At 65.1% G+C, this 24,063-nt stretch carries 28 protein-coding genes and 1 pseudogene; 14 read left to right on the top strand and 15 right to left on the bottom strand.

Going from position 1 to position 24,063, the window contains the following annotated elements:
* Positions 1–5: 5 nt before the first annotated feature.
* From Q8814_RS02145 to Q8814_RS02130, 4 genes are all read right to left on the bottom strand, one after another.
* Positions 6–656, bottom strand: a complete 651-nt coding sequence (locus Q8814_RS02145; RefSeq protein ID WP_330150347.1) for a HEAT repeat domain-containing protein — start codon at positions 654–656, stop codon at positions 6–8.
* 61 nt (positions 657–717) lie between these two features.
* Entirely contained in the window at positions 718–1,860 is a 1,143-nt protein-coding gene (locus tag Q8814_RS02140) for a winged helix DNA-binding domain-containing protein (protein WP_330150346.1), read from the bottom strand.
* 60 nt (positions 1,861–1,920) lie between these two features.
* On the bottom strand, positions 1,921–2,541 hold the full coding sequence (locus Q8814_RS02135) for a hypothetical protein (RefSeq protein WP_330150345.1): 621 nt from the start codon (positions 2,539–2,541) through the stop codon (positions 1,921–1,923).
* 35 nt (positions 2,542–2,576) lie between these two features.
* Entirely contained in the window at positions 2,577–3,140 is a 564-nt protein-coding gene (locus Q8814_RS02130; RefSeq protein ID WP_330150344.1) for a dihydrofolate reductase family protein, read from the bottom strand.
* A gap of 103 nt (positions 3,141–3,243) precedes the next feature.
* Here Q8814_RS02130 and Q8814_RS02125 point away from each other — a divergent pair, with 103 nt between their 5' ends.
* From Q8814_RS02125 to Q8814_RS02105, 5 genes are all read left to right on the top strand, one after another.
* Entirely contained in the window at positions 3,244–3,846 is a 603-nt protein-coding gene (locus tag Q8814_RS02125) for a TetR/AcrR family transcriptional regulator (RefSeq protein WP_330150343.1), read from the top strand.
* 103 nt (positions 3,847–3,949) lie between these two features.
* Positions 3,950–4,222, top strand: coding sequence for a methyltransferase (locus Q8814_RS02120; RefSeq protein WP_330150342.1), 273 nt, complete (start codon positions 3,950–3,952; stop codon positions 4,220–4,222).
* Positions 4,223–4,409: 187 nt separating this feature from the next.
* Complete coding sequence (locus tag Q8814_RS02115) at positions 4,410–6,344, top strand: alkyl/aryl-sulfatase (RefSeq protein WP_330150341.1); 1,935 nt, start codon at positions 4,410–4,412, stop codon at positions 6,342–6,344.
* 128 nt (positions 6,345–6,472) lie between these two features.
* Positions 6,473–7,162: a hypothetical protein gene (locus Q8814_RS02110; protein ID WP_330150340.1), complete on the top strand. Its 690-nt coding sequence runs from the start codon at positions 6,473–6,475 to the stop codon at positions 7,160–7,162.
* 255 nt (positions 7,163–7,417) lie between these two features.
* Positions 7,418–7,573 carry a hypothetical protein gene (locus tag Q8814_RS02105; RefSeq protein WP_330150339.1) on the top strand — a complete coding sequence of 52 codons (156 nt, stop codon included), beginning with the start codon at positions 7,418–7,420 and terminating at the stop codon, positions 7,571–7,573.
* A 120-nt stretch (positions 7,574–7,693) separates the two neighbouring features.
* Here Q8814_RS02105 and Q8814_RS02100 read toward each other — a convergent pair whose 3' ends face one another.
* Positions 7,694–8,356, bottom strand: coding sequence for a class I SAM-dependent methyltransferase (locus Q8814_RS02100; RefSeq protein WP_330150338.1), 663 nt, complete (start codon positions 8,354–8,356; stop codon positions 7,694–7,696).
* Between the two features lie 89 nt (positions 8,357–8,445).
* Positions 8,446–9,564 carry an acid phosphatase gene (locus Q8814_RS02095; protein WP_330150337.1) on the bottom strand — a complete coding sequence of 373 codons (1,119 nt, stop codon included), beginning with the start codon at positions 9,562–9,564 and terminating at the stop codon, positions 8,446–8,448.
* A gap of 173 nt (positions 9,565–9,737) precedes the next feature.
* Here Q8814_RS02095 and Q8814_RS02090 point away from each other — a divergent pair.
* Both Q8814_RS02090 and Q8814_RS02085 read left to right on the top strand, forming a co-directional pair.
* Positions 9,738–10,878 (top strand): annotated as a pseudogene (locus tag Q8814_RS02090) (aldehyde dehydrogenase family protein).
* Between the two features lie 190 nt (positions 10,879–11,068).
* Positions 11,069–11,371, top strand: a complete 303-nt coding sequence (locus Q8814_RS02085) for a hypothetical protein (RefSeq protein WP_330150336.1) — start codon at positions 11,069–11,071, stop codon at positions 11,369–11,371.
* Between the two features lie 76 nt (positions 11,372–11,447).
* On the opposite strand, the gene Q8814_RS02080 is transcribed toward Q8814_RS02085, so the two are convergent.
* The 3 genes from Q8814_RS02080 to Q8814_RS02070 all read right to left on the bottom strand — a co-directional run bounded on the left by Q8814_RS02080 (position 11,448) and on the right by Q8814_RS02070 (position 12,962).
* Entirely contained in the window at positions 11,448–12,113 is a 666-nt protein-coding gene (locus tag Q8814_RS02080) for a dihydrofolate reductase family protein (RefSeq protein ID WP_330150335.1), read from the bottom strand.
* Positions 12,113–12,526: an SRPBCC domain-containing protein gene (locus Q8814_RS02075; protein ID WP_330150334.1), complete on the bottom strand. Its 414-nt coding sequence runs from the start codon at positions 12,524–12,526 to the stop codon at positions 12,113–12,115. The genes Q8814_RS02080 and Q8814_RS02075 overlap by 1 nt, the downstream gene beginning before the upstream one ends.
* Positions 12,527–12,620: 94 nt before the next feature.
* Complete coding sequence (locus Q8814_RS02070; protein ID WP_330150333.1) at positions 12,621–12,962, bottom strand: ArsR/SmtB family transcription factor; 342 nt, start codon at positions 12,960–12,962, stop codon at positions 12,621–12,623.
* Between the two features lie 185 nt (positions 12,963–13,147).
* Here Q8814_RS02070 and Q8814_RS02065 point away from each other — a divergent pair, with 185 nt between their 5' ends.
* Both Q8814_RS02065 and Q8814_RS02060 read left to right on the top strand, forming a co-directional pair.
* Positions 13,148–13,339: a hypothetical protein gene (locus tag Q8814_RS02065; RefSeq protein WP_330150332.1), complete on the top strand. Its 192-nt coding sequence runs from the start codon at positions 13,148–13,150 to the stop codon at positions 13,337–13,339.
* A 289-nt stretch (positions 13,340–13,628) separates the two neighbouring features.
* The gene (locus Q8814_RS02060; RefSeq protein ID WP_330150331.1) at positions 13,629–14,717 is read left to right on the top strand and encodes a TerC family protein; all 1,089 of its coding nucleotides are present in this window, start codon (positions 13,629–13,631) and stop codon (positions 14,715–14,717) included.
* A gap of 73 nt (positions 14,718–14,790) precedes the next feature.
* Here the strand turns inward: Q8814_RS02060 and Q8814_RS02055 are convergent, their stop codons facing one another.
* A complete protein-coding gene (locus Q8814_RS02055; protein ID WP_330150391.1) occupies positions 14,791–15,507 on the bottom strand; it encodes a hypothetical protein in 717 nt (238 codons plus the stop codon).
* A gap of 265 nt (positions 15,508–15,772) precedes the next feature.
* On the opposite strand from Q8814_RS02055, the gene Q8814_RS02050 reads away from it, so the two are divergent.
* Entirely contained in the window at positions 15,773–16,531 is a 759-nt protein-coding gene (locus Q8814_RS02050) for a DUF6544 family protein (protein WP_330150330.1), read from the top strand.
* 40 nt (positions 16,532–16,571) lie between these two features.
* Entirely contained in the window at positions 16,572–16,910 is a 339-nt protein-coding gene (locus Q8814_RS02045; RefSeq protein WP_330150329.1) for a hypothetical protein, read from the top strand.
* A 52-nt stretch (positions 16,911–16,962) separates the two neighbouring features.
* Here the strand turns inward: Q8814_RS02045 and Q8814_RS02040 are convergent, their stop codons facing one another.
* The 4 genes from Q8814_RS02040 to Q8814_RS02025 all read right to left on the bottom strand — a co-directional run bounded on the left by Q8814_RS02040 (position 16,963) and on the right by Q8814_RS02025 (position 20,308).
* The gene (locus Q8814_RS02040) at positions 16,963–17,547 is read right to left on the bottom strand and encodes a hypothetical protein (protein WP_330150328.1); all 585 of its coding nucleotides are present in this window, start codon (positions 17,545–17,547) and stop codon (positions 16,963–16,965) included.
* A 177-nt stretch (positions 17,548–17,724) separates the two neighbouring features.
* Positions 17,725–19,275 (bottom strand): FAD-dependent monooxygenase, encoded by a 1,551-nt coding sequence (locus Q8814_RS02035; protein ID WP_330150327.1) that lies wholly within the window; start codon positions 19,273–19,275, stop codon positions 17,725–17,727.
* Positions 19,250–19,861: a hypothetical protein gene (locus tag Q8814_RS02030; RefSeq protein WP_330150326.1), complete on the bottom strand. Its 612-nt coding sequence runs from the start codon at positions 19,859–19,861 to the stop codon at positions 19,250–19,252. Before Q8814_RS02030 ends, Q8814_RS02035 begins: the two co-directional genes overlap by 26 nt.
* A gap of 81 nt (positions 19,862–19,942) precedes the next feature.
* Positions 19,943–20,308 (bottom strand): hypothetical protein, encoded by a 366-nt coding sequence (locus Q8814_RS02025; protein WP_330150325.1) that lies wholly within the window; start codon positions 20,306–20,308, stop codon positions 19,943–19,945.
* An 82-nt stretch (positions 20,309–20,390) separates the two neighbouring features.
* On the opposite strand from Q8814_RS02025, the gene Q8814_RS02020 reads away from it, so the two are divergent.
* From Q8814_RS02020 to mreB, 3 genes are all read left to right on the top strand, one after another.
* Positions 20,391–20,942 carry a helix-turn-helix domain-containing protein gene (locus tag Q8814_RS02020; RefSeq protein WP_330150324.1) on the top strand — a complete coding sequence of 184 codons (552 nt, stop codon included), beginning with the start codon at positions 20,391–20,393 and terminating at the stop codon, positions 20,940–20,942.
* Positions 20,943–21,079: 137 nt separating this feature from the next.
* Positions 21,080–21,430, top strand: a complete 351-nt coding sequence (locus Q8814_RS02015) for a hypothetical protein (RefSeq protein WP_330150323.1) — start codon at positions 21,080–21,082, stop codon at positions 21,428–21,430.
* Between the two features lie 182 nt (positions 21,431–21,612).
* Positions 21,613–22,602 (top strand): rod shape-determining protein, encoded by a 990-nt coding sequence (gene mreB / locus Q8814_RS02010; protein WP_330150322.1) that lies wholly within the window; start codon positions 21,613–21,615, stop codon positions 22,600–22,602.
* Positions 22,603–22,622: 20 nt separating this feature from the next.
* Here the strand turns inward: mreB and Q8814_RS02005 are convergent.
* A partial coding sequence (locus tag Q8814_RS02005; RefSeq protein ID WP_330150321.1) for a peptidoglycan D,D-transpeptidase FtsI family protein occupies positions 22,623–24,063 on the bottom strand: 1,441 nt, incomplete at its 5' end.

The following is a 24,063-nucleotide window of genomic DNA, read 5'->3' as shown; positions in this document are numbered from 1 at the left end:
TCCCGTCACCCGCCGCCGGTCGCGGCAACACGCTTCGCCGCTTCCCACGACAGCGAAAAGGCGCTGTCCGGGTCACGATAGAGGGCCTCGGTAGCGCGGGCGTGCTCACGGACGACTTCGTCCGTCGACGCGACACCGGCCAGCGCGGGAAGAACGCTCTCCTCGAGCGCGATCAACGCCCGGCTGAGGCTGAGCTGCATCTCCCGGTCTCCGCGACCGAGCTCCGAGACCAGTGCGACGGCGAGTTCGTCCTCGTCGCCGGGCGGAACCAGCACGACGGCAGCACGCCAGGCAGCGCGTACGACGTCGGCGTCGGAGTCGTGGATCAGTTCGCGCACCGACGGCCACGCCGCTGCGTCCCGAAGCTTCGACAGCACGTGCAGAGCCTGGCTCCGCGCACGGCTGGTGTCACGGTTCAGTTCCGCGAGCACGAGTGGGACCGTGACCGACGTCGGGAGTCGGGTCAGCGCCCAGGTCAGCATGTCCCGCACGAAGAAGTCCGGTTCGACGGAGAAACGACCGGCGAGGAACTCCGCCAGTTCCGGATCGGGGTCCGTGCCCGCGGCGAGGGCGGCACGCAGTCGCGTCGACGGATCGTCGTGTTCGAGAGCGCGGATCAGGCGGGAACGGACGCTGTGGTTGTCGGGCTGGGTCATGGTCGAAGCCTCCTTCGACCCCCATGGAACCGCCTGACACAGTGTCAGGCTCAACACCGGCTCACCGGGCCTGCGACAGTGCCTTCGCCAGCGGAGAAGGAAACCTCGGCATGACCCGCACTCCCCCGAGCCATTCGTTCAACCGAGCGGCCTCCCGTTCGAGAAACGCCAGCCCGTCCGCGCCGATGTCCTCGAGAACGTGCAAGGAGACGGCGCCGTCGTCGTCCTGCCACCAGGTGCCGACGATGCGCCCGTCCCACCACGCGGTGGGACCGGCGTTGCCGTTCGAGTCGAACAACTGCTTTCTGTACGGCCCGAGGTACCAGTCGCGTTCGAACCAGCCCATCGTGGTGGGATCGAGCGCGGGCAGCAGTGCACCCCACGGTTCGACGGGCGGCGACTCGTCCGCATCGTCGGGCAGCAGGTAGCCGGTGCGGTCGTCGAGATCCACTGCCACCGCACCCAATTCGACGAGCGCCGCGCGTACCGCCTTCAACGTCGAACCGAGCCACCATTTGATGTCGGTCTCGGTGGCGGGACCGAAAGCCCGCAAATACATTTCGACGAGCGTGCGCAGACCGGCCTCTTCGCTGTGCGGTTCGAGGTCGTGCCCCAGCCACGAGTGCGTTGTAGCCCACCGCGGCCGCGAAATGCGCCACGGACCCAAGTTGGACGCACGCACCACCCGTCCGGAGGCCGACAGCACCGTCAGCACGCGAGGCGCGAAGGGGACCTTGCCGCCCCACGACTTTCCGGTGCCGTACTCGATGGCGCCGTCGATGAAAGGAATCTCCGCACGCAGCTCGCTCGACGTGGCTTCCCGACCGTCGGCCAAGGCATCGAGCACCAGCCTGCTCGCCTCGGCCAGCCACTGTTCGCCGTCGGAGTGCAGGCCGGCGCGTTCGACGTCCTTTGCCACGCTTCGACGTTGTGCAGCCGCGACCCGATTGCTCGCGCCTGCCTGCGCGAACGGCAGTACGTGTCGCGGGAAGACGAAGACGGTTCGCCGCATCGCGAGGTGCTTCACCAGCGACCGGTCGAGGTAGAGCGCGCGGTCGAGATCGGATACGGCGAAGTCGTCGATCCGCGACCAGGCCGACAGGTACACGGACGCCGGATCGGTGCCGTGCAGGCACACCATCCTTGCCGCGGCCTCGACAACCCTTCCCCGAGGATGTTGCGCGATGAACGGATCTTTACCCACGCCATGTCGGCGGTAAAGCTCGATTCAGCGCGCAACCGCTCTTCATCGTGGTTCAGCGACCTACAGAAGCAGCAGTTGCACTGCAATCAGGACATCGAACACACCGCACCACTCCGCGAAGGTCCGCGACACGACCCGGTCTCGCCACAGGTGCACGAAGTCCCAGATGCCGTGCAGGAACCATCCAGCGGCGATCACGTAGGTACCGATCTCCGGGTCCATCACGAGACCGGTGATCGCCAGACCGCAGAAGAGGACGACACCGAGTGCTTGCAGCCGAAGAGTGCTCGACGCATGGAGTTCGCCGGTGATCGTCACCCACACCAACAGCAACAGCGACGCTCCGATGAGCACCGCCGACGGCGTCACCACGTCCAGCGCCAGGGTGACTGCGACCGTTCCCGCCACTGCCAGCACGATCGGCCATGTGGCCCAACGCTTGCCGATCTTCGCCATCAGCAGATAGATGAGTGCAAGCATCGGCAGCGTCTGCCCGAACGTGGCAAACCCGCCACCTGCGTTCTCCCCTCCCCCGATCAGGTCGGGTCCGACGAGAGCGACAGCGACGAGCGTCGGCCATCTCCTCAGGAGCCAACTCACCGGCCGCGGCGGGGACGACTCCTGAACCGGCGGTTCGGGCAGGTGCTCTGCCGGTGGAAGTGGTGCCTTCTCGAGCATCACGAATTCTCCGCTCCGTCGAAATTCGGGGACGCTGCCTACGTGGATGCTTCGTGAAGGGTCGGCACGTAGATCAGCTGCTGGACGCGACCATCGAATGTGCGCGTCTCGACCAGTTCGAGATCGAAGTCGAGGGCGCCGACAAAGATCGGGTCGCGGCCGGTAACGCCGGTGATCACCGGGAACAGCATGACTTCGAGCCGGTCGACGAGACCGGCGGCCATGAGCGCCCGGTTCATCGACAGGCTGCCGTGCGACCGCAGCGGCACATCGGACTCGGCCTTCAATCGTGGGATCGCAGTGAGCGCGTCCTCCCTGACAAGGGTCGAGTTCTCCCAGCTCAGAGGCGGCTCGAGCGTGGTCGAGAGAACGACCTTCGGCATCTCGCGGAGGCGGTCGAAGGTGGGGTCCTGCTCTTCCTGCAGGATTCGGGCGAATACCTGGTACGTCGTCGCGCCGAGTACGAGAATTTGGTCTTCCGCAAACGTCTGCGCACGCTGAGCCAGCAACTCGGGCCCCTCTTTGCCCCAGTATCCCGGCCAGTCCACGGCGGCACCGTAGCCGTCGAGGCTGCTGAAGACATCGAACGTGTACGTGGCCATGTCGATCGAACCTCGATTGCGGTCGCCACTAAGTCGAACAGCATTGTTCAAGTTGGGACGCTGCTACCGTAACTCGAACATACGTGTATGGGAAGAGGAAATCGTGCCTGCACCGACACCACGCACCACCAAACGTGCCGATGCTGTGCGCAACGTCGAGCGCATCCTCGACGCCGCAATCATCTGCCTCGCCGACAAGCCCACCGCTTCGATGGCCGACATCGCGAAGCAGGCCGGCCTCGGCCGCGTCACCCTCTACGGACACTTCGCCTCACGGGCCGAACTGCTGGAGGCCGTGGTCGCGCAGGTCCTCGCGAAGAACGAGCACGCCCTGGCTGCTGTCGACCTCACCGGCAATCCCCGTGACGCACTCGTTCGCCTGATCGACAGCAGCTGGATGCTCACCAACCAGGCGCGCTCGATCATCGCCGCGGCCGAGGACGAGCTACCGCCCGCGCGGATGCAGGAACTTCACGCAGGCCCCGCCGCGCGCGTCGAGGCACTCATCGAGCGCGGGCGACGCGAAGGCGTGTTCAGGACCGACATGCCCACGTCGTGGCTCGTGACCGTGATCCATCAGATCCTGCACGGTGCGGCCGTCGAAGTATCGACCGCACGTCTCGACCCTCGGGACGCGTCCAAGCGAATTACGGCAACGATCCTTGCCGTCCTCGACAAGCCTGACGAGATGCACGGGCGGCACTGAGCGTCGGTATATGCCGTCGGCCGTCGGCCGGGTTGCGGCCATGAAGACACTTGTGACCGTGCCGGTTGCCTGAGGGCTGTGCGCTGTCTCGATACGGCTGTTCGTGGCACCGCAACCGGTCTCCGTCGCCATCCTCGAGCACGTCGCAGCGGCCATGCCGACCGGCAGTCACCTCGTCCTGGTCGAAATTGTCCAGCACCCCAATGCCCCGCACTTCCTGGCGCCGGTCGTCGATCTGCAAATGCTCACCCAAACCGACGGAGGCCGGCAACGGACCCTCGACCAACTCAACGCGCTACTCCACAATGCCGGTCTGACGCCCACCGGCAATGTGTTTGTGTCGCTGCCTCATTCACTTGTCGAGGCGCGGAAGTAGCAGGGTCGATCCGACACCACCACCGTCACTGCCGGCACGATCGAAGGGACGTCCTCGGTGCGGCAGCTCGAACACAGCTGTATGAGAAGTAGTCGAGCCTCCGCTCAGGGGCTACGCTTTCCCCGTGGCTCGAGCCGGCCGCAGCGAGAGGGAGCGCCTCACCATCCGGCGCAGTCGGCGGCAGATCATGTCGCCTCTTACACTCGACGTCCAGAAGGGCAAATCGGTGTCTACCGATGCAGCGGCAACTCCGCCCGTGGCAGCCGCGAACCAAAGCGCAACATCCGACCTCCCGTTCACCGACGACCAGGACTTCGCCGACGCACGACGGGGTTTCGTCGCCGCACTCGAACCCGGTGTGGTCATCGCCGAGACCGGGTCGACGGTGTGGGACAACGACTCTTACGCATTCCTGAATCAACCATGTCCTCCCACCGTCCATCCGAGCCTCTGGCGACAGTCGCAGCTGTGCGCCCAACAGGGACTGTTCGAGGTGACCGATCGGATCTATCAGGTCCGCGGTCTGGACCTCTCCAACATGACACTCGTCGAAGGCGACAAGGGCGTCGTGGTCGTCGACCCGCTGATCTCCGCCGAAACCGCGGCGGCAGCCCTCGCCCTGTATCGCGAACATCGAGGCGACCGCCCGGTCACCGGAGTCATCTACAGCCATTCGCACCTCGACCACTTCGGCGGGGTCAAAGGCATCACCACGGTCGAGGATGTCGAGACCGGCCGCTGTGTTGTGGTGGCACCGGCGGGATTCGTCGAACATGCAATCGCCGAGAATGTTTATGCGGGAACCGCGATGGCGCGGCGAGCCGGCTACATGTACGGAGCTGCACTCCCCCGCGGACCCCAGGGCGCAGTCGGAGCGGGACTCGGACAGACGACGTCGACGGGCACTCCGACTCTCATCCCGCCCACCGTGTCGATCGACTCCACCGGACGCACCGAGACCATCGACGGAATCCGTATCGAGTTTCAGCTCACTCCCGGAACCGAAGCGCCCTCGGAGATGAATTTCTACTTCCCCGACCTGCGCGCGCTGTGCATGGCCGAGAACACCAGCCATACCCTGCACAATCTGCTGACGTTGCGCGGTGCGCTGGTTCGCGACCCACACGTGTGGGCCTCCTACCTCACCGAATCCATCAACCTGTACGCCGAGCGCTCCGACGTGCTGTTCGCCTCGCATCATTGGCCGACCTGGGGCACCGAGCGACTCACCGAATTCCTGTCGCTGCAACGTGATCAGTATGCATACCTGCACGATCAGACACTGAGGCGGATGAACCAGGGGTATACCGGTATCGAGATCGCCGAAGGGTTCGAGCTACCTCCGAAAATCGCCCGGGCATGGCATACCAGCGGCTACTACGGTTCGGTCAGCCACAACGTCAAAGCGATCTACCAGCGGTACATGGGATGGTTCGATGGTAATCCGGCCCGCCTCTGGCAGCATCCTCCGATCGAATCCGCAAGACGGCATGTCGAATTCATGGGTGGCGCGACCGCAGTGATCGACAAGGCTCGAGAGTCCTTCGCCGACGCCGACTTCCGTTGGGTAGCCCAGGTGCTCGACTACGTCCTGTTCGCAGATCCGGACAACGCCGAAGCACGTGCATTGCAGGCCGACACGTTCGAGCAGCTTGGCTTCGGGGCCGAGAACGGTACGTGGCGGAACTTCTACCTCACGGGTGCCTACGAGTTGCGGCACGGTTCGGTCGGGACACCGGCCGTCGCCGCGGCCGCGGATATCAACGCTGCGCTCACGGTGGAGCAGATCTTCGATGCGCTGGCGCTACGCATCGACGGTCCGCGCGCGTGGTCCGCGCATCTTGTACTGGACTGGTACTTCACCGATGAGGCACTGGTGCACCGCACCGAACTACGCAATGGGGTGCTCGTGCACTACGACGTCGATGGTGACTCGTCCCGCGCCGATGCCGTCTTTCACATGACCCGCCCCGATCTGATTGCGGTGCTGCTCGAAGGCGCCGACCTCGGACAGCTGGTGTCCGAGGGCCGGATGCGGATCGAGGGAGACGCCTCCACGCTTGCGGAGTTGGTGGGTTACCTCGATTCACCCGACCCCGACTTCGCGATCGTGACGCCCTGACCGCAGTTCCGAACCAGGATGGATCCGCGTGACGGACCGGTGCTCGGCCGCTACCTCATCACCGGACCGGACAGCCGACGTTTCTTCCACGGTCGTGGCTCACGGCGCTGCAGCAGCGGCCGCCGGACTTGGTCGTCACCGTCGAGCGCCTACGCGAGCACATCAAACGCACGCTTGCGGGCTTCGATCCGACGCGTGCCGTCCATGAGCGCGCTGACTACCTTCGGCGCGCCGTCGAAGACAACCGTCTGGGCGAGCGCCTCCACCTGCTGGTGATCAGCGAGCAATCCCTCTACCTGTGGCCGCGCCTCCGCATCGAACGGGTTCGGTCGACCGAACCCGACCACCTTCAAATGGTGCTCGACGATGCCCGCACACTACTCGCGGACAATGCCGAACAGGACGGCATGCTGCTCCATCACGCGAGCGAACATCTGGCCGACTACGCGCGCATGGGCCGACTCGACGGGTTCCGCTGGGGAGCTACCCACAATCTGTCTCACGACATAGTTCAGCTTCGGGAGGATCTGGACCGCTTCGCCGAAGCACGTGGACGGCAGATCGCCGAATGGACCGATGCCGAACGACCATCCGTTGCAGATGCCATCGCAGAAGTCGGCAGCCTCGCAATCTCCGCCGGTAGCACGGCTGCCGGTGCAGTCGGGCGGGGCTCGGCTCCGGACTGGGTTTCATGGGCCGCGGCGTCGGCCAGTTGCTCGGCAACTCCCAAGCACAGCCCGCGGAGGTTCCGATGCCGGTGGCGCCGGCCGAGGCCGCGCCTGCGTCGCTGTCCGACAAACCCGCACCGTCTGCCGTAGAGAACCCGGAGCAACTGCATTCACTCGTGAAGGACGGATTTCTTCAAGTCGGAGAAGAGCTTTCGTATCACGACGTAAGTACCGGCACCACGCATGTCGCCGTCGTCGTAGCAGATGGTCGGGTCGGCTACGAGGAAAGAAGTACGACGATCCGTCCTCGCCTCTCGTCGAGAATGTGAGTCCGTACCGGCACGGATGGCGTGATTGGCGGCGCGCGGACGGTCGTTCGCTTCGCGACCTCGACCGACGCGGCTCGTGACTCCAGCACCGCTTGATCCGCTCGACGTAGCCGGCCGCGTCGTCCAACAACTCGAGACAGGTCGTCGTGAAACCACTTACAAGCTCGCGACGATCATGGCGCTCGTCGACATCTGGATCAGCTCAACGCACTACTCGTCGATGCAGGACTGACTCCCACCGGCAATGTATTTGCGGCACTTCCTCATTCACTTGTCGCAGCGTGGAAATAGTCTCCTCGGACATTTCTCGGACGTGGCCGCCGCAAGTCCCCGGGATGACTCCGTGCCCGGCTCAGTCACGGTGAGCCGACAAGAGCCACGCAGGCAACATGGACCGGCCCTTGTCGTCACGCTGCCAGTTCGCGGCATCCTCCGGACCGAGCAGCGCGTGGATGAAGGCGGGGCAGATGTCGTCGATGATCCAGTACTCGGCTACAGCCTCGCGTAGCTCGTCGTCGGTCACCGGGTTCGGTCCTTGCCCTTCGGGGAAGGCACCCTTCGCGAACACCAGGATGTAGTAGGACGCCCCGGGCGCGGCCGCCTGAGCGATGGAGCGCAGGTAGTCGCGCCGGCTGTCCACGGGAAGTGAATGGAAAAGGGTGCTGTCGACGATGGTGGCGAACCGACCGTCGAAACCCGTGAAAGAACTGATGTCCGCCACCTGAAAAGTGGCCGTCGTCAGGCCCCGATCGGCTGCGGCGGCCTGCGCCGCCGCGATGGCCGTGGGCGACAGGTCGAGACCGACCACCGTGTAACCCTGCGCCGCCAAGTGAAGGGAAGTCTCGGCATGTCCGCAGCCCGCGTCCAACACGTCGCTGCGGAACTTGCCTTCCGCGATCAACCTGGCGATCTCGGGCTGTGGCTCACCGATGTTCCACGGCACGGCCCCCGAAAAGCCCTCCGCATCGCCTCGATAGATGGCATCCCACGGCGCAACCTGGTTGTCCTCGGTCATGACATCGACGGTACGCCCGCGCTCCCTCCCGGTCTTGCAGATTGTCGCGGTCGCGACGGGAGTGCATGCACGAACGGCTTCGCGTAGGTCTACAACACCGCGTAGGCGGCAGCAAGGTCGATCCGAAGCCACCCGCCGTCACCGCCGGTCCGTTCGAGGGGGTAACCTGCAGGAATTGCTGTGCGTCGCAGTATGTTCAGGCGCTCATCATCGGTCAGGTGGGGCGCGACGCTTCGTAAAAGGACTGTGGCGTCGGCAGGAATATCGTTCACGATCGTCGGGGCGATCGGGTCGAACCCGTAGGTCATCCGCTCCCGGTACTCGGCGCGAGCCACGTCGAGGCGCCGATACGGAACATCGGATGCGACGTACTCATCGATCGGGGCGCCGACGGCACGCTCGAGTTCCGACCGTAGCTCGACTTCCGCTTCGTCGATCAGCCCCGCGAACGCCGGATCGTTCAGTCGGTCCGCGGCTGCAGCCTGGCCCATGATGCGCGCGCCCATGACATCGAGTGGATAGTGCAGCCCCAGCACGATCCGGCTGTGGCCCACCTCCGATGCCCGGGTAAGGATCTGCGGCGCCAACTCGGGCAGCATGTCGGCCAACAGGATTCCCTTCCAGTACGCCTGCGCCGTATGACCGGACGGATACGAGCTGGTGCCGAAGACCTCGGCATACGGGTCGGCCGCACCACTGATGCCGTCGCCGAAGGAGTAGTGGATGCGCTCGGGAGCGACCTCGAACGGTCTCGGATTGCTCCAGTGCTGCTTCTCCACGAGCGTGGAGTTGACGATGCCACCGGCCCGCGCCAGGTCGCTTCCGAGCAGCACCTCGACCTTCGGTAGCCGTCCCTCGTCGAGCGCGACCCGGAATACATCCCCCAGGCCTCGACCGAGACCGTCGGACAGCGACACCAGGCGGTCGTGGTCGCTGTCGAACAATGCCCGCTGCTGCTCGACAGCCGAGGCAGCGTTGTTTATCTCCACCGCCAGATCGAGGTTGCGTTGCACCAGGTCGGGCCGAGCACCGCGGATCTCGGTGAACGCGTCGAGCACTCCGATGTAATTGCCCCGCGCCGGGATGTCGGACAGGTACGGCCCGATCAAGTCCGGCAGGGCAAACGGGGCTGGGTTTGCATAGGCGACCGGCGCCGACACCGCCATCATCGCGACAGCCAACACACCCGCATACCGCCTGAACTTCATCGATTTCCTTCCCATCAGGACGACCGTCCGAGAAGTTAAGCGTCTCGGGTGTCTCCCGCGCATAGGATCGGTGAACATTCCGCCGCGCCGGACCTCGAGCCGCAGATGCGAGAACCCATCCACCTGACCACGCCGCCAGGTCGGACGTGATCTCGACGAAGGGCGCGTCGATCATGACTCACGACGTTGCTACACCGGCGTCTTCCGGCACACCGGCCACCGATCCCGACCGCACATTCGCCAGCCTCGACCCGCGTGACGGATCGGTGCTCGGCCGATACCCCATCACCGACGCGGACGAGGTCGCTGCCGCAGTCGACCGTGCCCGCACGGCCGCGCGATGGTGGTCGGATCTGGATTTTCGTTAGCGTCGCAGTCTCCTGCTGGAGTTCAAGAAAGCGATTGTCGCCGAAGCAGATTCACTGGCCTCGACGATCTCGGCCAAGACCGGAAAACCACACGACGACGCATTTGTCGAAATCATGCTGCTGGTCGGGCACCTCGACTGGGCAGCCCGGAACGCTCACAAGGTGCTCCGTCCGCGCCGCGTACCTGCGGGCATGCCATCGATGAACCAGAAAGCGATCCTCGAGTATCTGCCGCTCGGCGTGGTCGGTGTCATCGGACCGTGGAACTTTCCTGCCTTCACCCCGATGGGATCGATTTCGTACGCTCTGGCAGTGGAAATACGGTGGTGTTCAAGCCGTCCGAGCTGACCCAGGGTGTCGGTAAGTGGCTCGAGGACAAGTGGAACTCGGTAGCTCCGACTCAACCGGTGCTGCAGGTGATCACCGGGTTCGGCGAGACCGGCACGGCACTCGCCCGCTCCGGCGTCGACAAGATCGCCTTCACCGGTTCCGGTGCCACCGCCCGCAAGGTGATGGCGGTCTGCGCCGAGAGCCTGACCCCGATGGTCGCCGAGTGCGGTGGCAAGGACGCGATGCACTGGAGAAGGGTGCGACCGCCGTTGTCGGCGGCGTCGATTCTGTGCACGAGCGGTACATCGATCCCGTGGTCCTCAGCGACGTGCCGGATACCTCCTCCGCGGTCCAGGAGGAGACATTCGGTCCGACCGTCGTGGTCGATCAGGTCCGTGACGTCGACGAAGCGGTCGAGCGCACCAACAACACGCACTACGGTCTCGGCGCGTCGGTCTTCGCCCGCAGCAAGAGCGACGGCCTGCGGGAAGTCAGCCGGCCGCACGCGATCACCATCCAGAGGTTCCGACCTCCGCTGAACCTGTTCGCGGTCGACAGCCCCGAACGCGACATGAAGATCGCGAAGCGGATGTTCCGGATGCAGCACGCGCGCTGATCGGTTGCGCGAACTACTCGTGCGAGCACGGAATCAGCCGTTCGGGTATCCGAATACGAGTACTTCACTACTCGCGCGCCGGCCCTCTCGTCGCACCACACTTGTATCGAATCGGTGATTACCACCGGAATTCTACCGGCCGAAGTCAGAGGGCAACTTTCTCGACCTCGGTCCGAGCGAGGAGTGAATCATGCATGCGCACTGGGGAACCTTCACACTGAACGCCCCGCATCGAAATGCCCTCAAATTCATCGACGCGCTGATGAGGCAGGACCGTGCGTTTCCATACGACATCTTCGACGCAGGTGAGGACGGTGACTTCCAGATCATCGGGCGAGCCAGGGCCCGCGACCTCATCACGACGGTGGTGTGCGTCCCGCTTGCCGCCCACTCGACCTGGGTGAGCGTCATCGTTTCAGGTCCGGACGGGCATCACGCCGAGCTCGAGCGAAACTCACTGAGACAGAAGATCATCGATCTCCGCCTGAACTGAAGCAAGGAGGCCCGAGCTGTCTCGCCCGGTAGCGTTACTCAGGGCGATCGAGTCGCCGGGTGAAGCGGTGGCACGGCTATCGCGGGCGCACGGCGTAGGTCAGGTGCGTCACCCTCGGCGAAGACTCGGCGCGGACCGGTTCCAAGGCCACGCGGCCCGCGTCCACGCCCTCGAACAGGCCGAGCCCGGAGCCGAACAGCACGGGCGAGAGCGCGATCGAAAACTCGTCTATCAGGCCGGCGTTCACGTACTGCAGGATCGTCGCGCCGCCGCCCGCGATGCGGACGTCCCGGTCGCCGGCGGCCTCGCAGGCCTGATCGAGCGCGGCCTCGATGCCGTCGTTGACGAAGTGGAAGGTCGTGCCGCCGGGCCGCTCCCACGGGTCACGCTTCTCATGCGTCACGACGAATACCGGTGTGTGGAACGGCGCATCGTCCGGCCACGCCTGCTCGCCGGCCTCGAACATGCGCTTGCCCATCACGCTCGCGCCGGTGCGTTCGAATGTCTCCCGCGCGATGTCGTTGTCGCGCCCCTCCTCACCACCCTCACCGAGCTTCAGGTTCTCCTGAAAGAACCGCTGCGGGAAGATCCACTGCTGCAGTTCCATCCACTGCGCCTTCCAGCGCTGCACGCCCGGGTCGTCCTGCTTGTCGGGTGCGAAGAAGTCCTCGACGGGCACGGACTCGGGGGCGATGTAGCCGTCCAGCGACATCGACACACTGAAGAACACCTTCCCGGCCATCAGTCCTGCGCTCCCTTCCGGACGATCTCGGTGACGTAGGCAGCCAGGTTGTTCAGCGTCTGCCGGCCGCCCTCGATGGCGTGGTACTGCTCGACCGCTTCGTCACGCAGCTTTCTGGTGGGGAACACCGTGCGCATTTCGATTCGGGTCGCCACACCGTCGGGCTCGAATGTCAGGACTGTCTCGAAAGCGTTCGGGTCGCCGCGAAATTCGCCGTGGAGCAGCGCGATCCGCTCCGGCGGGGCGATTTCGGTCCAGGAGATCCACTCCTGGTAGTCCGTCCCGTCGGGTCCGTGCATCACGAAGTCCCAAACTCCGCCGACGCGGAACTCGAACGCCCGCGTGGTTGTGGTGAACCCCTCCGGACCCCACCACCGCGACAGGTGCCGCACCTCGGTGAACGCCTCGAACACCAGCTCCCGTGGGCGTCGATGACCCGGGAGATCGCGACCTCGCGGTCGGCCGTCGCAGCCTGCGCCGGCGCTCCTCGTCCCGTTGCACTCATAGCTACTCCTCCTGTCTTGTCTGCTCGAGATCCTGCACGTACGCGTCCAACCGGTCGAAGCTTTCGTTCCAGAACCGCTCGAACCCACCGGTCCACTCGTGGACCGGTCGTAGCCCGCGGGCGTCGATGCCGTACAGGCGCTGCTTGCCTTCCTTGCGGTCTCGCACCAGTCCGACCTCCCGGAGCACTCGGAGGTGTTTGGACGCCCCCGGCTGGGTCATTCCCAGCTCCCGGGCCAGCTCGGTCACCGGACGCTCACCCGCTCGCAGCAGCACCAGGATCTCCCGGCGCTGTGGTTCGGCGATCGCGTTGAAAACGTCCGATGTCGTCGCTGCACGTGCCATGACAACCATCATATTCCTATATGGGTATGCGTCAAGGAACAAAGCAAGTCCTGTCGGATAACGACTGGCCGCGTAGGCGCGGCCTGCGACAGGGACCATGAAGATGTTCCTATCGGACCCGGCAACGACGTGCTCAGCTACGAATACCGCACGGCCACAGCCGATCCTGTCGTATCGTCCGATATATGACCACGCAGCACAATGTTCTCGACAACGCTGTCGGCATCGGCATCGCCTACGGCGCGGGCATCGGGATGGTCCTCGGCATCGCTATCGCGGGTGCCCCTGGCATCGCTCTGGGCGCAGCTTTCGGAGCCGGTCTCGGTGTTCTGGCAGGACTGGGCATCCGCAGTGCATTCACCGACGCCCGGCACTGAACCGACCGAGTCGACCTCCTCGCTCAGATCGGCACGCCGACCGCCGAGCCGGATCTCGCCTCGATCGCTGCAACGCACTCGTGCGCGCGGCTCGCGAGCGGCAGGTCGTCGAAGTGGGCCCGACCCTTGACCCAAGGGACAAGATGAGCTCCAATTACTGCATTGGAGGGGAGTATCCCCCGACCGTTTCGTCGTCATTACGGTCCGGCCATCCGGACCCGGCGGGCGGGCCCGCATTCTGCGGGCGGGAAAGACCTCCGGTTGCTCGAATGAACCGGAGGTGTGTTTCATGAATGTTCCATTCTGGGCCTGGGCTGCGGTGCTCGGGTTCATCGTGCTCATGCTCGCGGTCGATTTGTTCGCCCATCGCCGTGCTCACGTGATCGGCGTGCGAGAGGCAGCGATCTGGTCCGGCGTCTGGGTCGGGTTCGGCATCGGGTTCGGCGTCCTGATCTGGGTGATGGCCGGCGCCGAATTCGGCCAGCAGTACTTCGCCGGGTACCTGATCGAGAAATCTCTCGCCGTGGACAACGTTTTCGTCTGGGCGATCCTGTTCACGTACTTCGCCGTTCCCCGAGAGCTGCAGCATCGGGTGTTGTTCCTCGGCGTGCTCGGAGCCCTGGTCTTCCGCGGAATATTCATCGCGGCCGGGTCGATGTTGATCGCCGGCTTCAGCGCCGTGCTGTACCTGTTCGCCGCATTCTTGATCGTCACCGGTTACCGGATGCTGCGGCAACGCAACGAGCACCTCGATCCGCAGCGCTCACGCACCCTGCGGCTGTTCCGCCGCTACGTGCCGATGACCGAGGCGTTCTACGGCCAGAAGTTCATCGTCCGCGTCTCGGGGACAGTCTTGGCCACCACGCTGCTCGCGGTGCTGGTCCTGGTCGAAGTCACCGACATCGTCTTCGCCGTCGACTCGATCCCCGCGATCTTCGCCGTCACCGACATTCCGTTCCTGGTGTTCACCGCCAACGCATTCGCCATCCTGGGCCTGCGGGCGATGTACTTCCTTCTCGCCGACCTGATCCACCGGTTCGTCTACCTCAAAGTGGGTTTGGCCCTGGTGCTGGTCTGGGTCGGAATCAAGATGGCCCTGAAGATCGATGTGCTCTACATCCCCACCGCCATCTCGCTGGCCGTGGTCACCACCATCATCGGCGTCTCCATCGTCGCGAGTCTTCGTGCCACCCGTGGCCAAGCACGCCACGCCCCGCAGGTCGCTGCCGCGCCGTTCCGCACCGCCACCGCAGCCGAACTCGCTGCCGCGCAACCGCTGTGGCGTCGCCACACCGCCTCTACGCCCTCCGAACGGATGCACCCCGACAGCGTCGGAAGCACCGACCCCAACGAGGAGGTCCGCCACTCGGACCGTTGAGCGATCACCGCGACTGCGACTGCGGGTGAATCGGTTTCGTCTCCACTTGCGAGTCCTACGGTTCGTTCCCGCTCTACTTTTCGGTGGCCGCGAGGATCTGGTCGACACGCTCGTAGAAGATCCGCCACCGCCGCTCGTTCTCGTGCGTGAGAACCGCGCTGGAGGCCATCAGATCCGCGGCGTGATCGAGCATTTCCGCGGCCGAGAACAGATACCGCGGGGCGAGACGGTTCGCGATGAGATCCGCCCGCAAGGCAGCCGGGGTGAAATCGACCCGCCCGAGGATCGCAGCCGCGCGGTCGAGATTGCGGGCGACGAGTTCCGTCATCGACGCGCACTGCCAGTCGTTGCTCACGATCCGGTGCCGCTCGGCGAGCAGATCCGCGAGTTCCCCGTAGCCCAGCAACCCCTCCAACATGTCCCATGCCGCCGACATCGCCGCCGCCAGCCACTGCCCGGTTGTCCGGTTCGCCTCAGCGAGCACACCGAGATCACGTTTCAGATTCGCGATCTCCCCGGGCTCGCCGCCACCCTCCATGAACAGGATCCCGAGCGTCTCGGTAGCGCGATCGTCGTTCAGGTCGGGAGCGCCGGCGAAAGGACTGAACGACGTTTCGCCGGACGGTGTGGCCACCGACCAGCGTTCGGCGAGTGCCTTCAAGGCACGCGAGCTGCGTTGCCACCGGATCACGTCGTGGAACGGAGATTCGGAATAGAACTTCTCGTGTTCGCGGTGGACCCGTGCCAGGTTGCGCACCGTGAACAGCAGCTGCTCTCGCTCCGGATGCATCGTCCGAGCGTGGCACAGCACGATGCGCCACTGCCGGCGAATCTGAGAACTACGCATGCCGGACAGGACTCGTTGCGCTCGGTCTTGTCATTCCGTCCTCGTCTTCTGCCGTCGCGGGCGTAACCTTCGGGAAGTGGCGAACACCGACGGGTGAAAGCTCCACCCGGTACGGATCGGTGGGGAGTCCAGTGATGCACCCGGTGCCGTAGGTGCCGGATCCGGGGGTGCTGCAGGAAACGACGAGAACGACGGGAGTACACGTCGAATGCCCTCTTCACTGTCTGTTCCCCGCTCCGCTCGCCACATCGCTGAGCACTGGCATGCGCTGGCCGAGGTGCAGGGCAGCGGACAACGGTTCGTCCCGGCCCTCACCGAAAATCTCCCCCACGCGGCGCGCCGCTGGATCACTCATGCTGTTGCAATAAACACCCCGCTGGCGCGATCGGTACGACTCGACATGTCCGGGCAGATCCGGCTCGGATCGTGGCGGCCGTTTACTGCCGTCCAACTTCTGGTCCCGGCAACCGGATTCATCTGGGCCGCGACAGCAAAGATCGGACCCGTGCCGGTGTCGGGTTACGACCGATTCACCGCCGGAAGCGGCGAAATGCGCTGGCGTGTCGGCGGAATCGTGCCGGTGATGTCTGCTCACGGTCGTGATGTCAGCGACAGTGCGGCCGGACGGCTGGCCGGGGAGAGCACCTTCGTACCCACCGCCTTCCCTCTCGCACGGTGGACCGGCGACGAGAACGTTGCCTCGGCCACCTGGACGGTGGGCGGCCGCGAGGACACCGTGCACCTGGACATCGCCGAGAACGGAGCGCTACGCCGGCTGTGGATGCAACGGTGGGGCAATCCCGGAGGAGGTGCATTCGCCCGCTATCCGTTCACGGTGACCGTCGACGCCGAGCGCACGTTCGGCGGCATCACCATCGCTTCCCGAATCCGGGCGGAATGGGACACCGGCGACGGCTCGGGCGGTGAATTCTTCCGCGCCGAGATCACCGACGCGCACTTCTGCTGACATGGGACTCGAAGTGAACCGGAGGGAGAAGGACAGCCGCATGCCCGAAGACATCGAAACCTTGCGAGTGGAGTTGGAGGAGGTCGGCGCCCGGCACTGGTGGGCCGCGCTTCTCGCGACGTTGTCCTCACAGTCGGGCAATGCCTACATGCGGTTCGTGGGCATCGTCGACGGCAAACCGCGTTACTGCGGTCCAACGTTCCCCGTTCCCCGCCTGTGGGGACCGGAACTGCCGCAAGAAAAATGGGCTCCGGGTCTGGGTGAAAGCCTAACCGAGTTGCAACAGCGCATCGAAAGCGATGGATGGCACCAAGTCGCCCGCGGAGCGCGGGCGTGGGATCTGACATATCAGCGGAGCGTCGGCGAACCTACCTCGTAGAGGCCATAAGCCGCGGTCACCCTCGAAATCATCGAGAGACGGCCATCGCGCTTCAGTGCGCGTCGGCGGCGATGGTGCGCAACGTGGCGCGCATGATGTGGCCGACGAACGGCCGAATGATCCACCAGTAGCGCATCATCTTCTTCCGCGATCCCGGATCGGTGGTAGCGGTGCGGCATTCGTAACTGACCACGCTGCGACCTTCTCCGTTGGCTCGAACAAGGAAGTGACATCCGATCTTTCCCCAGCCCGGTTCGTCGAAGCCGGCGAAACGCTCGAGAGGTACATCGCGCCATTCGATATCGGCCTGCCAGAATTTGCCCACAGCCCCGAAGGCGATCTCTCGGTCGGCAACCTGACCGAGAACCAGCCATCCCGGCAGACCCGCCGACGACGGATCGGCGAACAATCGGAGTGCGGGCAGTTCGGGAGACGGTTTTCCGGACAGGCGCGCCGGCAGCCCACGTATGAAGAAGGCAGTGGCCAGCAACGGAGTGCGTACGGTGAGGAAGTCGAGGTTTTGTGCGGCCCGGAAAACGGTGGCCACATCGGCCTCCACCGTCAGATGTTCGGTGAGGACAACGTCGTAGGCCGGCAGGTGAACATCGAGCAGATCCGTCGGAAAGGCACCGGTCATGTCGTCACCGTCGTGCCCACGGTTTGCGTTCGGCCATCTGCGGCTCCCTAGATCCCGGGCAAGTTCGACCCTCGTATCGCACGATAAACCGATTTCGCGCGCTGCACGGCCGGATCGGAGATCAGTTGCGTCCGAGTCGGTCATCGTCGATGCATCTTGCAATAGACCGGCGCACCGTCACTCCGAGCTGGACGCGCTGCCCACACCGACCATCCGGAGCCAAGCCCCGGCCCGGTGGCTGTCCGCGCCCCGGAACCCCACATAGCCGTCGGGGCGGACAATCACAACGCCGGTCCCCGACCAACCGAGTATTCGGTGGACCTTGACCAGTTCGTCATCGACGGGCGGTGTCGTCGGCCAATGCGCGTCCCGGCAGAGCAACACGTGCACTGCCGGTACCGCCGTCAGTTCGTGCAAACGGCAACGGCCCCCTTCGACCCGGATGTGCTCATCGGGCAACCGCTCACCTGCCGATGCAACCCCGGGAGCATCCGCCCCACCGTCGATCGACAAAATGCTGCGTCGGTAGTTCCAGCGCAGTTGAGACAGCAGTCGAACCGCCCGCGCTTCGAGCCGCCGTTGCCGCAGCGCCAGCGGAAGCAGAGACGCTCCCATCGACGAGACAGCGCCCCGAGCGAAAAACGACAGCGGGTCTCGTCCTGCTTCCACCCAGTGCAGCAGACGCGTCAGGGCCAACACGCGCCGGGCAACCGACCGCCGTTCCTGCTCGTACGACCGCAGCAGAGGGCTGTCATCGGAAAGGCTCCCGCGAGTTGCGAAAGCGAGCTTCCAGCCGAGGTTGGCGGCATCTTGAAGGCCCGCATTCATCCCTTGCCCACCGGCCGGTGAGTACGCGTGGGCGGCATCGCCCGCGAGAAATACCGGTCCATTTCGGAACCGGGCCGCGAGGCGATGTTCGACCGAGACCCGTTCGGACCATGCAACATCGACGACGCGACACGAGGCTCCTGCATCGTCGAGCATCGTCTGCGGGAGCATGTCGCCGGCCAATGCGCGCGAACGGAGCGGTGGCGCTGTGGCGACGAGCCGCCAGCGCGCCCGCTCCCCGAGCGGAAGCAGGAAGACGAGCCCCCGTCGACCGACGAAAACGTGGGCGTCCTCTACCTGGACATCGTCGGTCACGTCGACGTCGGCAAGGAGGACTTCGTAGCGATATCTTCCTCCGCGCCAGTCGATCCCGGCCGCAGTCCGCACCGTACTGGAGCGACCGTCACATCCGACGAGGTAGCGACTCTCGAATTTCTTCGCTCCACAGTGCGTCACGACCGAATTACGCGTGGAGTCGATTTCGTAGCCTTGCACCCGTGTATCCCACTCCACCGCGACACCGCGGTCACCGAGTGCGCGACCCAGCACGGCTTCCACATCGGCCTGCCGGGCGAGAAGGAAATGGGGATAGGCAGTGTCGGCAAGCCGGAAATCGCCCAACCTGGCGGACACGCTCTGTCCGTTCAGATGAACGTGCATTCGGGGGCCGAGGTGACCGAGATCGAGGAGTGCGCCTGTTACCCCGTAGGGCCGGAGGACCTCGAGGGTACGAGGGTGTACGAGAAAGGCTCTCGAGGGACGAGGTGAACGCGACCTGCAGTCGACGACCCGGACGGAAGCACCGTGATCGTGCGCGGCGAGGGCGACGGCGAGCCCTGTCGGACCGGCGCCGGCGACGAGTACGTCGCAGCGCTCACCGCCCGGATTGTCGGTGCGCATCTGCCGCTGTCCGCACCGGCCGCCACCACGCCGCCTCGGGTACCCGGGTGGTCTCGTCCGATTCGGCGGCACGCAGGACGTCGTCGCGGCGCCGACCGGGCAGCACCCGATATCGGATGGACTTTCGGTGGCTCACCAGCGCGAGCGGCCACCACAGTGCACGAACGTAGTCGTCAGCGGCTTGGGCGCCGTCCCACTGATAGAACCCCCGGTAGCGTCCCTGTTCGTCCGCCGCCAGCCACAGCTTCGAGATGAATCCCGGGAATCCCGCGAACAGTGGGGTGTTGAGCAGACTCTCTGCCCGAAAAAGTGCATGCCCCAACCTGCCGTGGATACCACGCAGCGTAAACGTGACCACGAGAACGGCGGGGTCGGCGGCGGACTCGAGGTCTACAACAGTTTCCCGATACACCACGCCCGTGCTGCCGTCGGCGAACGTCATCCTGCGCCCGACGTGCCGTGGTGGTTGATGCAGCCGCCGATGGGCGAGAAGTACCGCTGTTTGTACCGCGCAACGAGCGATTCGTCGCAGTGCCGCGCGCAGCGGAAGGGGTACCGGTGTGGTGCCCTCGCAGTCATCGGTCACTTGATCACTATCCCCCGTAATCGCACCCAGCACGAGGGGGCATGGGTCGCCAGTGCCCGCTTTTCCAGTGTCCGGCCGGTTTCATTGCACACCCGCCAGACGGAGAGCCTCGGCGACGCCGTATGCGTTCGGAGCGCTGATGAGGAGTTCGTCGAACTTCTCAGCGGTCTTGCCCCTGCGAAGTCCGACGCGCAGCACCGGTTGGCCACGCCTCATCGCCACCAGCCGCTTGGTGCCGCGCGGGTGCAGGAAGATGCCGACCTTCAGGTAGCCCGAGACGGTCAGTCCGAATCTGATGCCGAGGATTTCGTAGGACCACCCGGGTAGCACTTCAACGCTCGTGATCGAGGACAGCGGCACCGCCAGGGCGGATCGGCCAACCAGGAGGGTTTCCCACCAGGAGAAGGACAGATGGAGAGTTGCTTCGTCGTACGTCGGTTCGGCCATGGCGTTAGGTCTCCTGTCGACGGTAAGCTCGATGCAGTGTTGAGAACATTATCAGAGTGATAATAATGAGGGAAGGGTGCCGATGACGAACACGTCGCCGATTGCCGATGTCGTCCTGCATCCGGTTCGACTGCGAATAGTGCAGCAACTCGGCGGTCGACAATTGACGACCGCCGAACTCCGAAAGGCCCTTCCCCACGTCACTCAGGCCACGCTCTACCGGCACGTCGCGGCATTGATCGACGCGGAGATCGTCACCGTCGTCGACGAACGTCGAGTGCGTGGAACCATCGAACGCACCCTCGCGCTCGGCGAGCGCATGGCCCACGTCGGGCACGACGACCTCGACGCGATGAGCGACGCCGAACTCCGGAGCGCCTTCCTCACCTTCCTGAGCACGCTCAGCGAGAGCTTCGACAAGTTCCTCGAAAGTGAGGATCGAAACCTGCGGAACTACTTGGGCTTCGGTACGACGCCGCTCTACGTCACCACCGACGACCTCGCGGAGATCCAGACGAAGCTCGCCGAGCTACTCGCGCCCTACCAAACCGACGCCGGCGACGACCGCACCCGCGTCGACCTGACGACCGCCGTGATCCCCGCTCCTCCGAGCGCATCCTCCGAAGAGGCTTGAACATCAGGGATTTCGACACCGCGGTAGAAACGTGTGGAGTCGGCCTCGCTCGGCGGGGACGAATCCACACAGATCCGCAACCGCATTACCCCGACAGAGGTGTACACCTTCCAGTACCTTGGCTGCGGGAGGCAGAAATGACACTCATTGGTTCGATCATGCGCTTTGCGGGTCCCTTCAACTCCTTCGTCATGGCAGCCGCCGGACTACCTGTCGTTGGCAGCCGTATCCGCAACTACATCGCACCGATCACGTACACGGGCCGCAAATCCGGCAAGACGATTACGCTGCCGGTCGGCTACCGACTCTCGGGCGATACCGTGACGGTCGGTGTCGGGATGCCCGATGAGAAGTCATGGTGGCGCAACTTTCTCGGCGAGGGCGCACCGATGAGCATCCAACTCGAGGAGAAGCGGAGCGGCCACGCCATCGCGAAGCGCGACGAGCGCGGACGCGTCGAGGTTGTGTTGCAACTCGATCCCGTGTGATCCGGCCGTCAACGACGAGTGCTCGGCCGTGGACCGTCGGAGAAACGGCGTGACAGTTATTCCGACGAACTACGCGCTGAACGGAATTCGACAGCGGTAACCTGAGGTGGTACGCGACATCTTCCCAATGCCGCTGCTGTACACCATCTGAACAATCTCGCTGGATCCTCTCGGAGGCCGACGTGCGTGGATTTGGTATCGATCTCGGAACTGCCAACACTGTCGTCGGTACCCCCGAAGACGGCATAGTCCTGAACGAGCCATCGCTGATGATGGTTCGAACCAAGGATCCACACCGAGCGCTCGCGATCGGCCTGGATGCGAGTGACCTCGTCGACCGCACTCCGGCCGGGATCACGCCGGTTCGTCCGATACGTGATGGGGTGATCGTGGACCTCGAATCGGCCCGGGCATTCGTCACGGCCGTCATCAGGCAGGCCACCCCGAGCCGGCGGTACGGTCTACGGCCGACGGGCGTCATCGCGGTTCCCGCAGGCGCCAGCCCACTCGAGCGTCGCGCACTGCTCGAGGTCGGACATGAGGCCGGCCTCCGGAAAGTGGGCTTGATACCGGAACCGGTCGCGGGTGCCCTCGGCTGCGGGATCAACCCGCTCGAACCCCGCACCCATCTCGTCGTCGACATCGGTGGTGGCACTTCGGAAGTCACCGCCATCTGTTTCGGCGGTGTCCTTTCTCACCGCAGTTGTCGAATTGCCGGGGACGATCTGACCAGGGCAATACACCGGTACCTGCGTGCGGAACACAAGATCATTGTCGGCGAGCTCACCGCCGAGCGAGCAAAGGTGGGCGCGACCGCGACTGCCGACGAACAGTCACTGGTGGTGGAGGGCCGCGACGCCGCGACCGGCCGGGCGCGACTGGTCACACTCGAAACCGAGGAGATCATGTATGCCGTGCGGCCCGCCACAACCGGCATCGTGCAGACACTGGCCGCGTGCCTGGACGACCTTCCTCCGCGGGCGATCACCGATGTGATGGCCGAAGGCATACTGGCGATCGGCGGTGGGTCGATGCTGCGTGGTCTGCCGCAGCTGCTCGAAGAAGCCTTCGGACTCCCGGTGAAGACTGCCGAGCGCCCGCTCACCTGCGTCGCAGAAGGCGCGACCGCGTGCATGGACCACCCTGAGGTGGTCGCTGCCTACAGCTCCTGATCATTCACGGATTCGGCTCCTCAGCGGTTCGGGGCCGGCGCCCGGGTTTGCGCGAGGTAGCGCTCGAGGAGACTCTTGACCACCGGACCGGATGTGGCCGAACCGAATCCGCCGCCCCGCACCAACGCAGTCACCACGACCTCGGGCGCCTCGGCGGGTACCACCGCGGAGAACCAGGCATTGAGGCCCTTCCCGGGTGCCGACGGATCCTCCGCCGTACCGGTCTTGGGGACGGCCGACACCGGCAGGCTTGCGAGCTGGCCGGCGGTACCGGCCGCGGCGGATGCCCGCATCCCCGCCCGCACGGGACCGAGTTCGTCCGCGAAGGACAGCCGACGAGGCTCCGCGGTGGGAATGGGCACAGCGTCCGCCGGCCCGTATGACGCCGCGAGCTGAGGTGTCACCATCGCGCCGGTGGCGATGCCCGACGTCCAGCGCGCCACCTGCATCGGGGTCGCGTTGACGGTGCCCTGACCGATCCCCATCAACAGCGTCGACCCCGGATACCATGTTCCGCCGATACTTCCGACATTCTCCGGGGTGCCGAGGAAGCCCTCGGACTCGCTCGGCAGATCGATTCCCGATCGCGCGCCCGCTCCCAGTTCAGTGGCTGTCGTCGCGATCCGCTGGGGGCCGAGGAGGTCGGCGAGCTGGTAGAAATAGACATTGTCCGACCACTGGATCGCACCGAGCAAACTGTTCCCGGCCATCGGTTGCCAGTTCGCGAACGTGTGCCCTCCGTAGGTGTAGGCCGCGCCGCCCTCGAGTACGGTGTCCGGCGACAAGACGTGGGACGCCGCGTTCGCCGAGGCGACCACGATCTTGAACGTCGAGCCGGGCGGCACGGCCGTCTGCACGGCGTGGTTGAGCATCCGTCCCGGCCCTGTTCCCTCGGTCTGTGCGGCAAGCGCTGCCAGGTCGGGCGGGGGGCCGTAGACGTTGTTGTCGTAGCCCGGCACGCTGGCCAGCGCCAGCACAGCCCCGGTGCGGGCGTCCATCACGATCGCCGCGCCGAGGTCACCGCCGCTGGTCCGCACCGCCTGGGTGAGCGCGTCGGTCGCGGCCTGCTGCAGCCCGAGATCGAGGTGCAGCCGCAGGTCGTGGCCCCGCACCGGATCCACCCGCTCCCCCGTGCCGACCGGACGCCCGGACGGATCGACGTACACGCACTGCCTGCCGTCGGTGCCGCGGAGCAACGCGTCGTACTGCTTCTCCAATCCGGCCTTGCCCACCCGGGATCCGAGCGCGAGGTTCGGCCAGAACTGCATGTCTTCCTGGTCCGCAATTCCGACGTACCCGAGGACCGATGCGAGCACCGGCCCCTGCGGGTACTGCCGGCGTCCGGTCGGGTACACGAGCACCCACGGCAGTTGGGCGTCCACGATTCGCCGAGCCTGCTCGGACCCGACCCGCCCGAGGACGACCTGCAGTTCGCCGTCACTGCTCCCTAGCTCCTCCCCC

Origin of the sequence: Rhodococcus chondri (assembly GCF_036327435.1) — a bacterium.
GTDB classification, from domain to species: domain Bacteria; phylum Actinomycetota; class Actinomycetes; order Mycobacteriales; family Mycobacteriaceae; genus Rhodococcus; species Rhodococcus chondri.
Note: the sequence above shows the minus strand (reverse complement) of the source record. Positions and strands in the feature narration are given on the sequence as shown.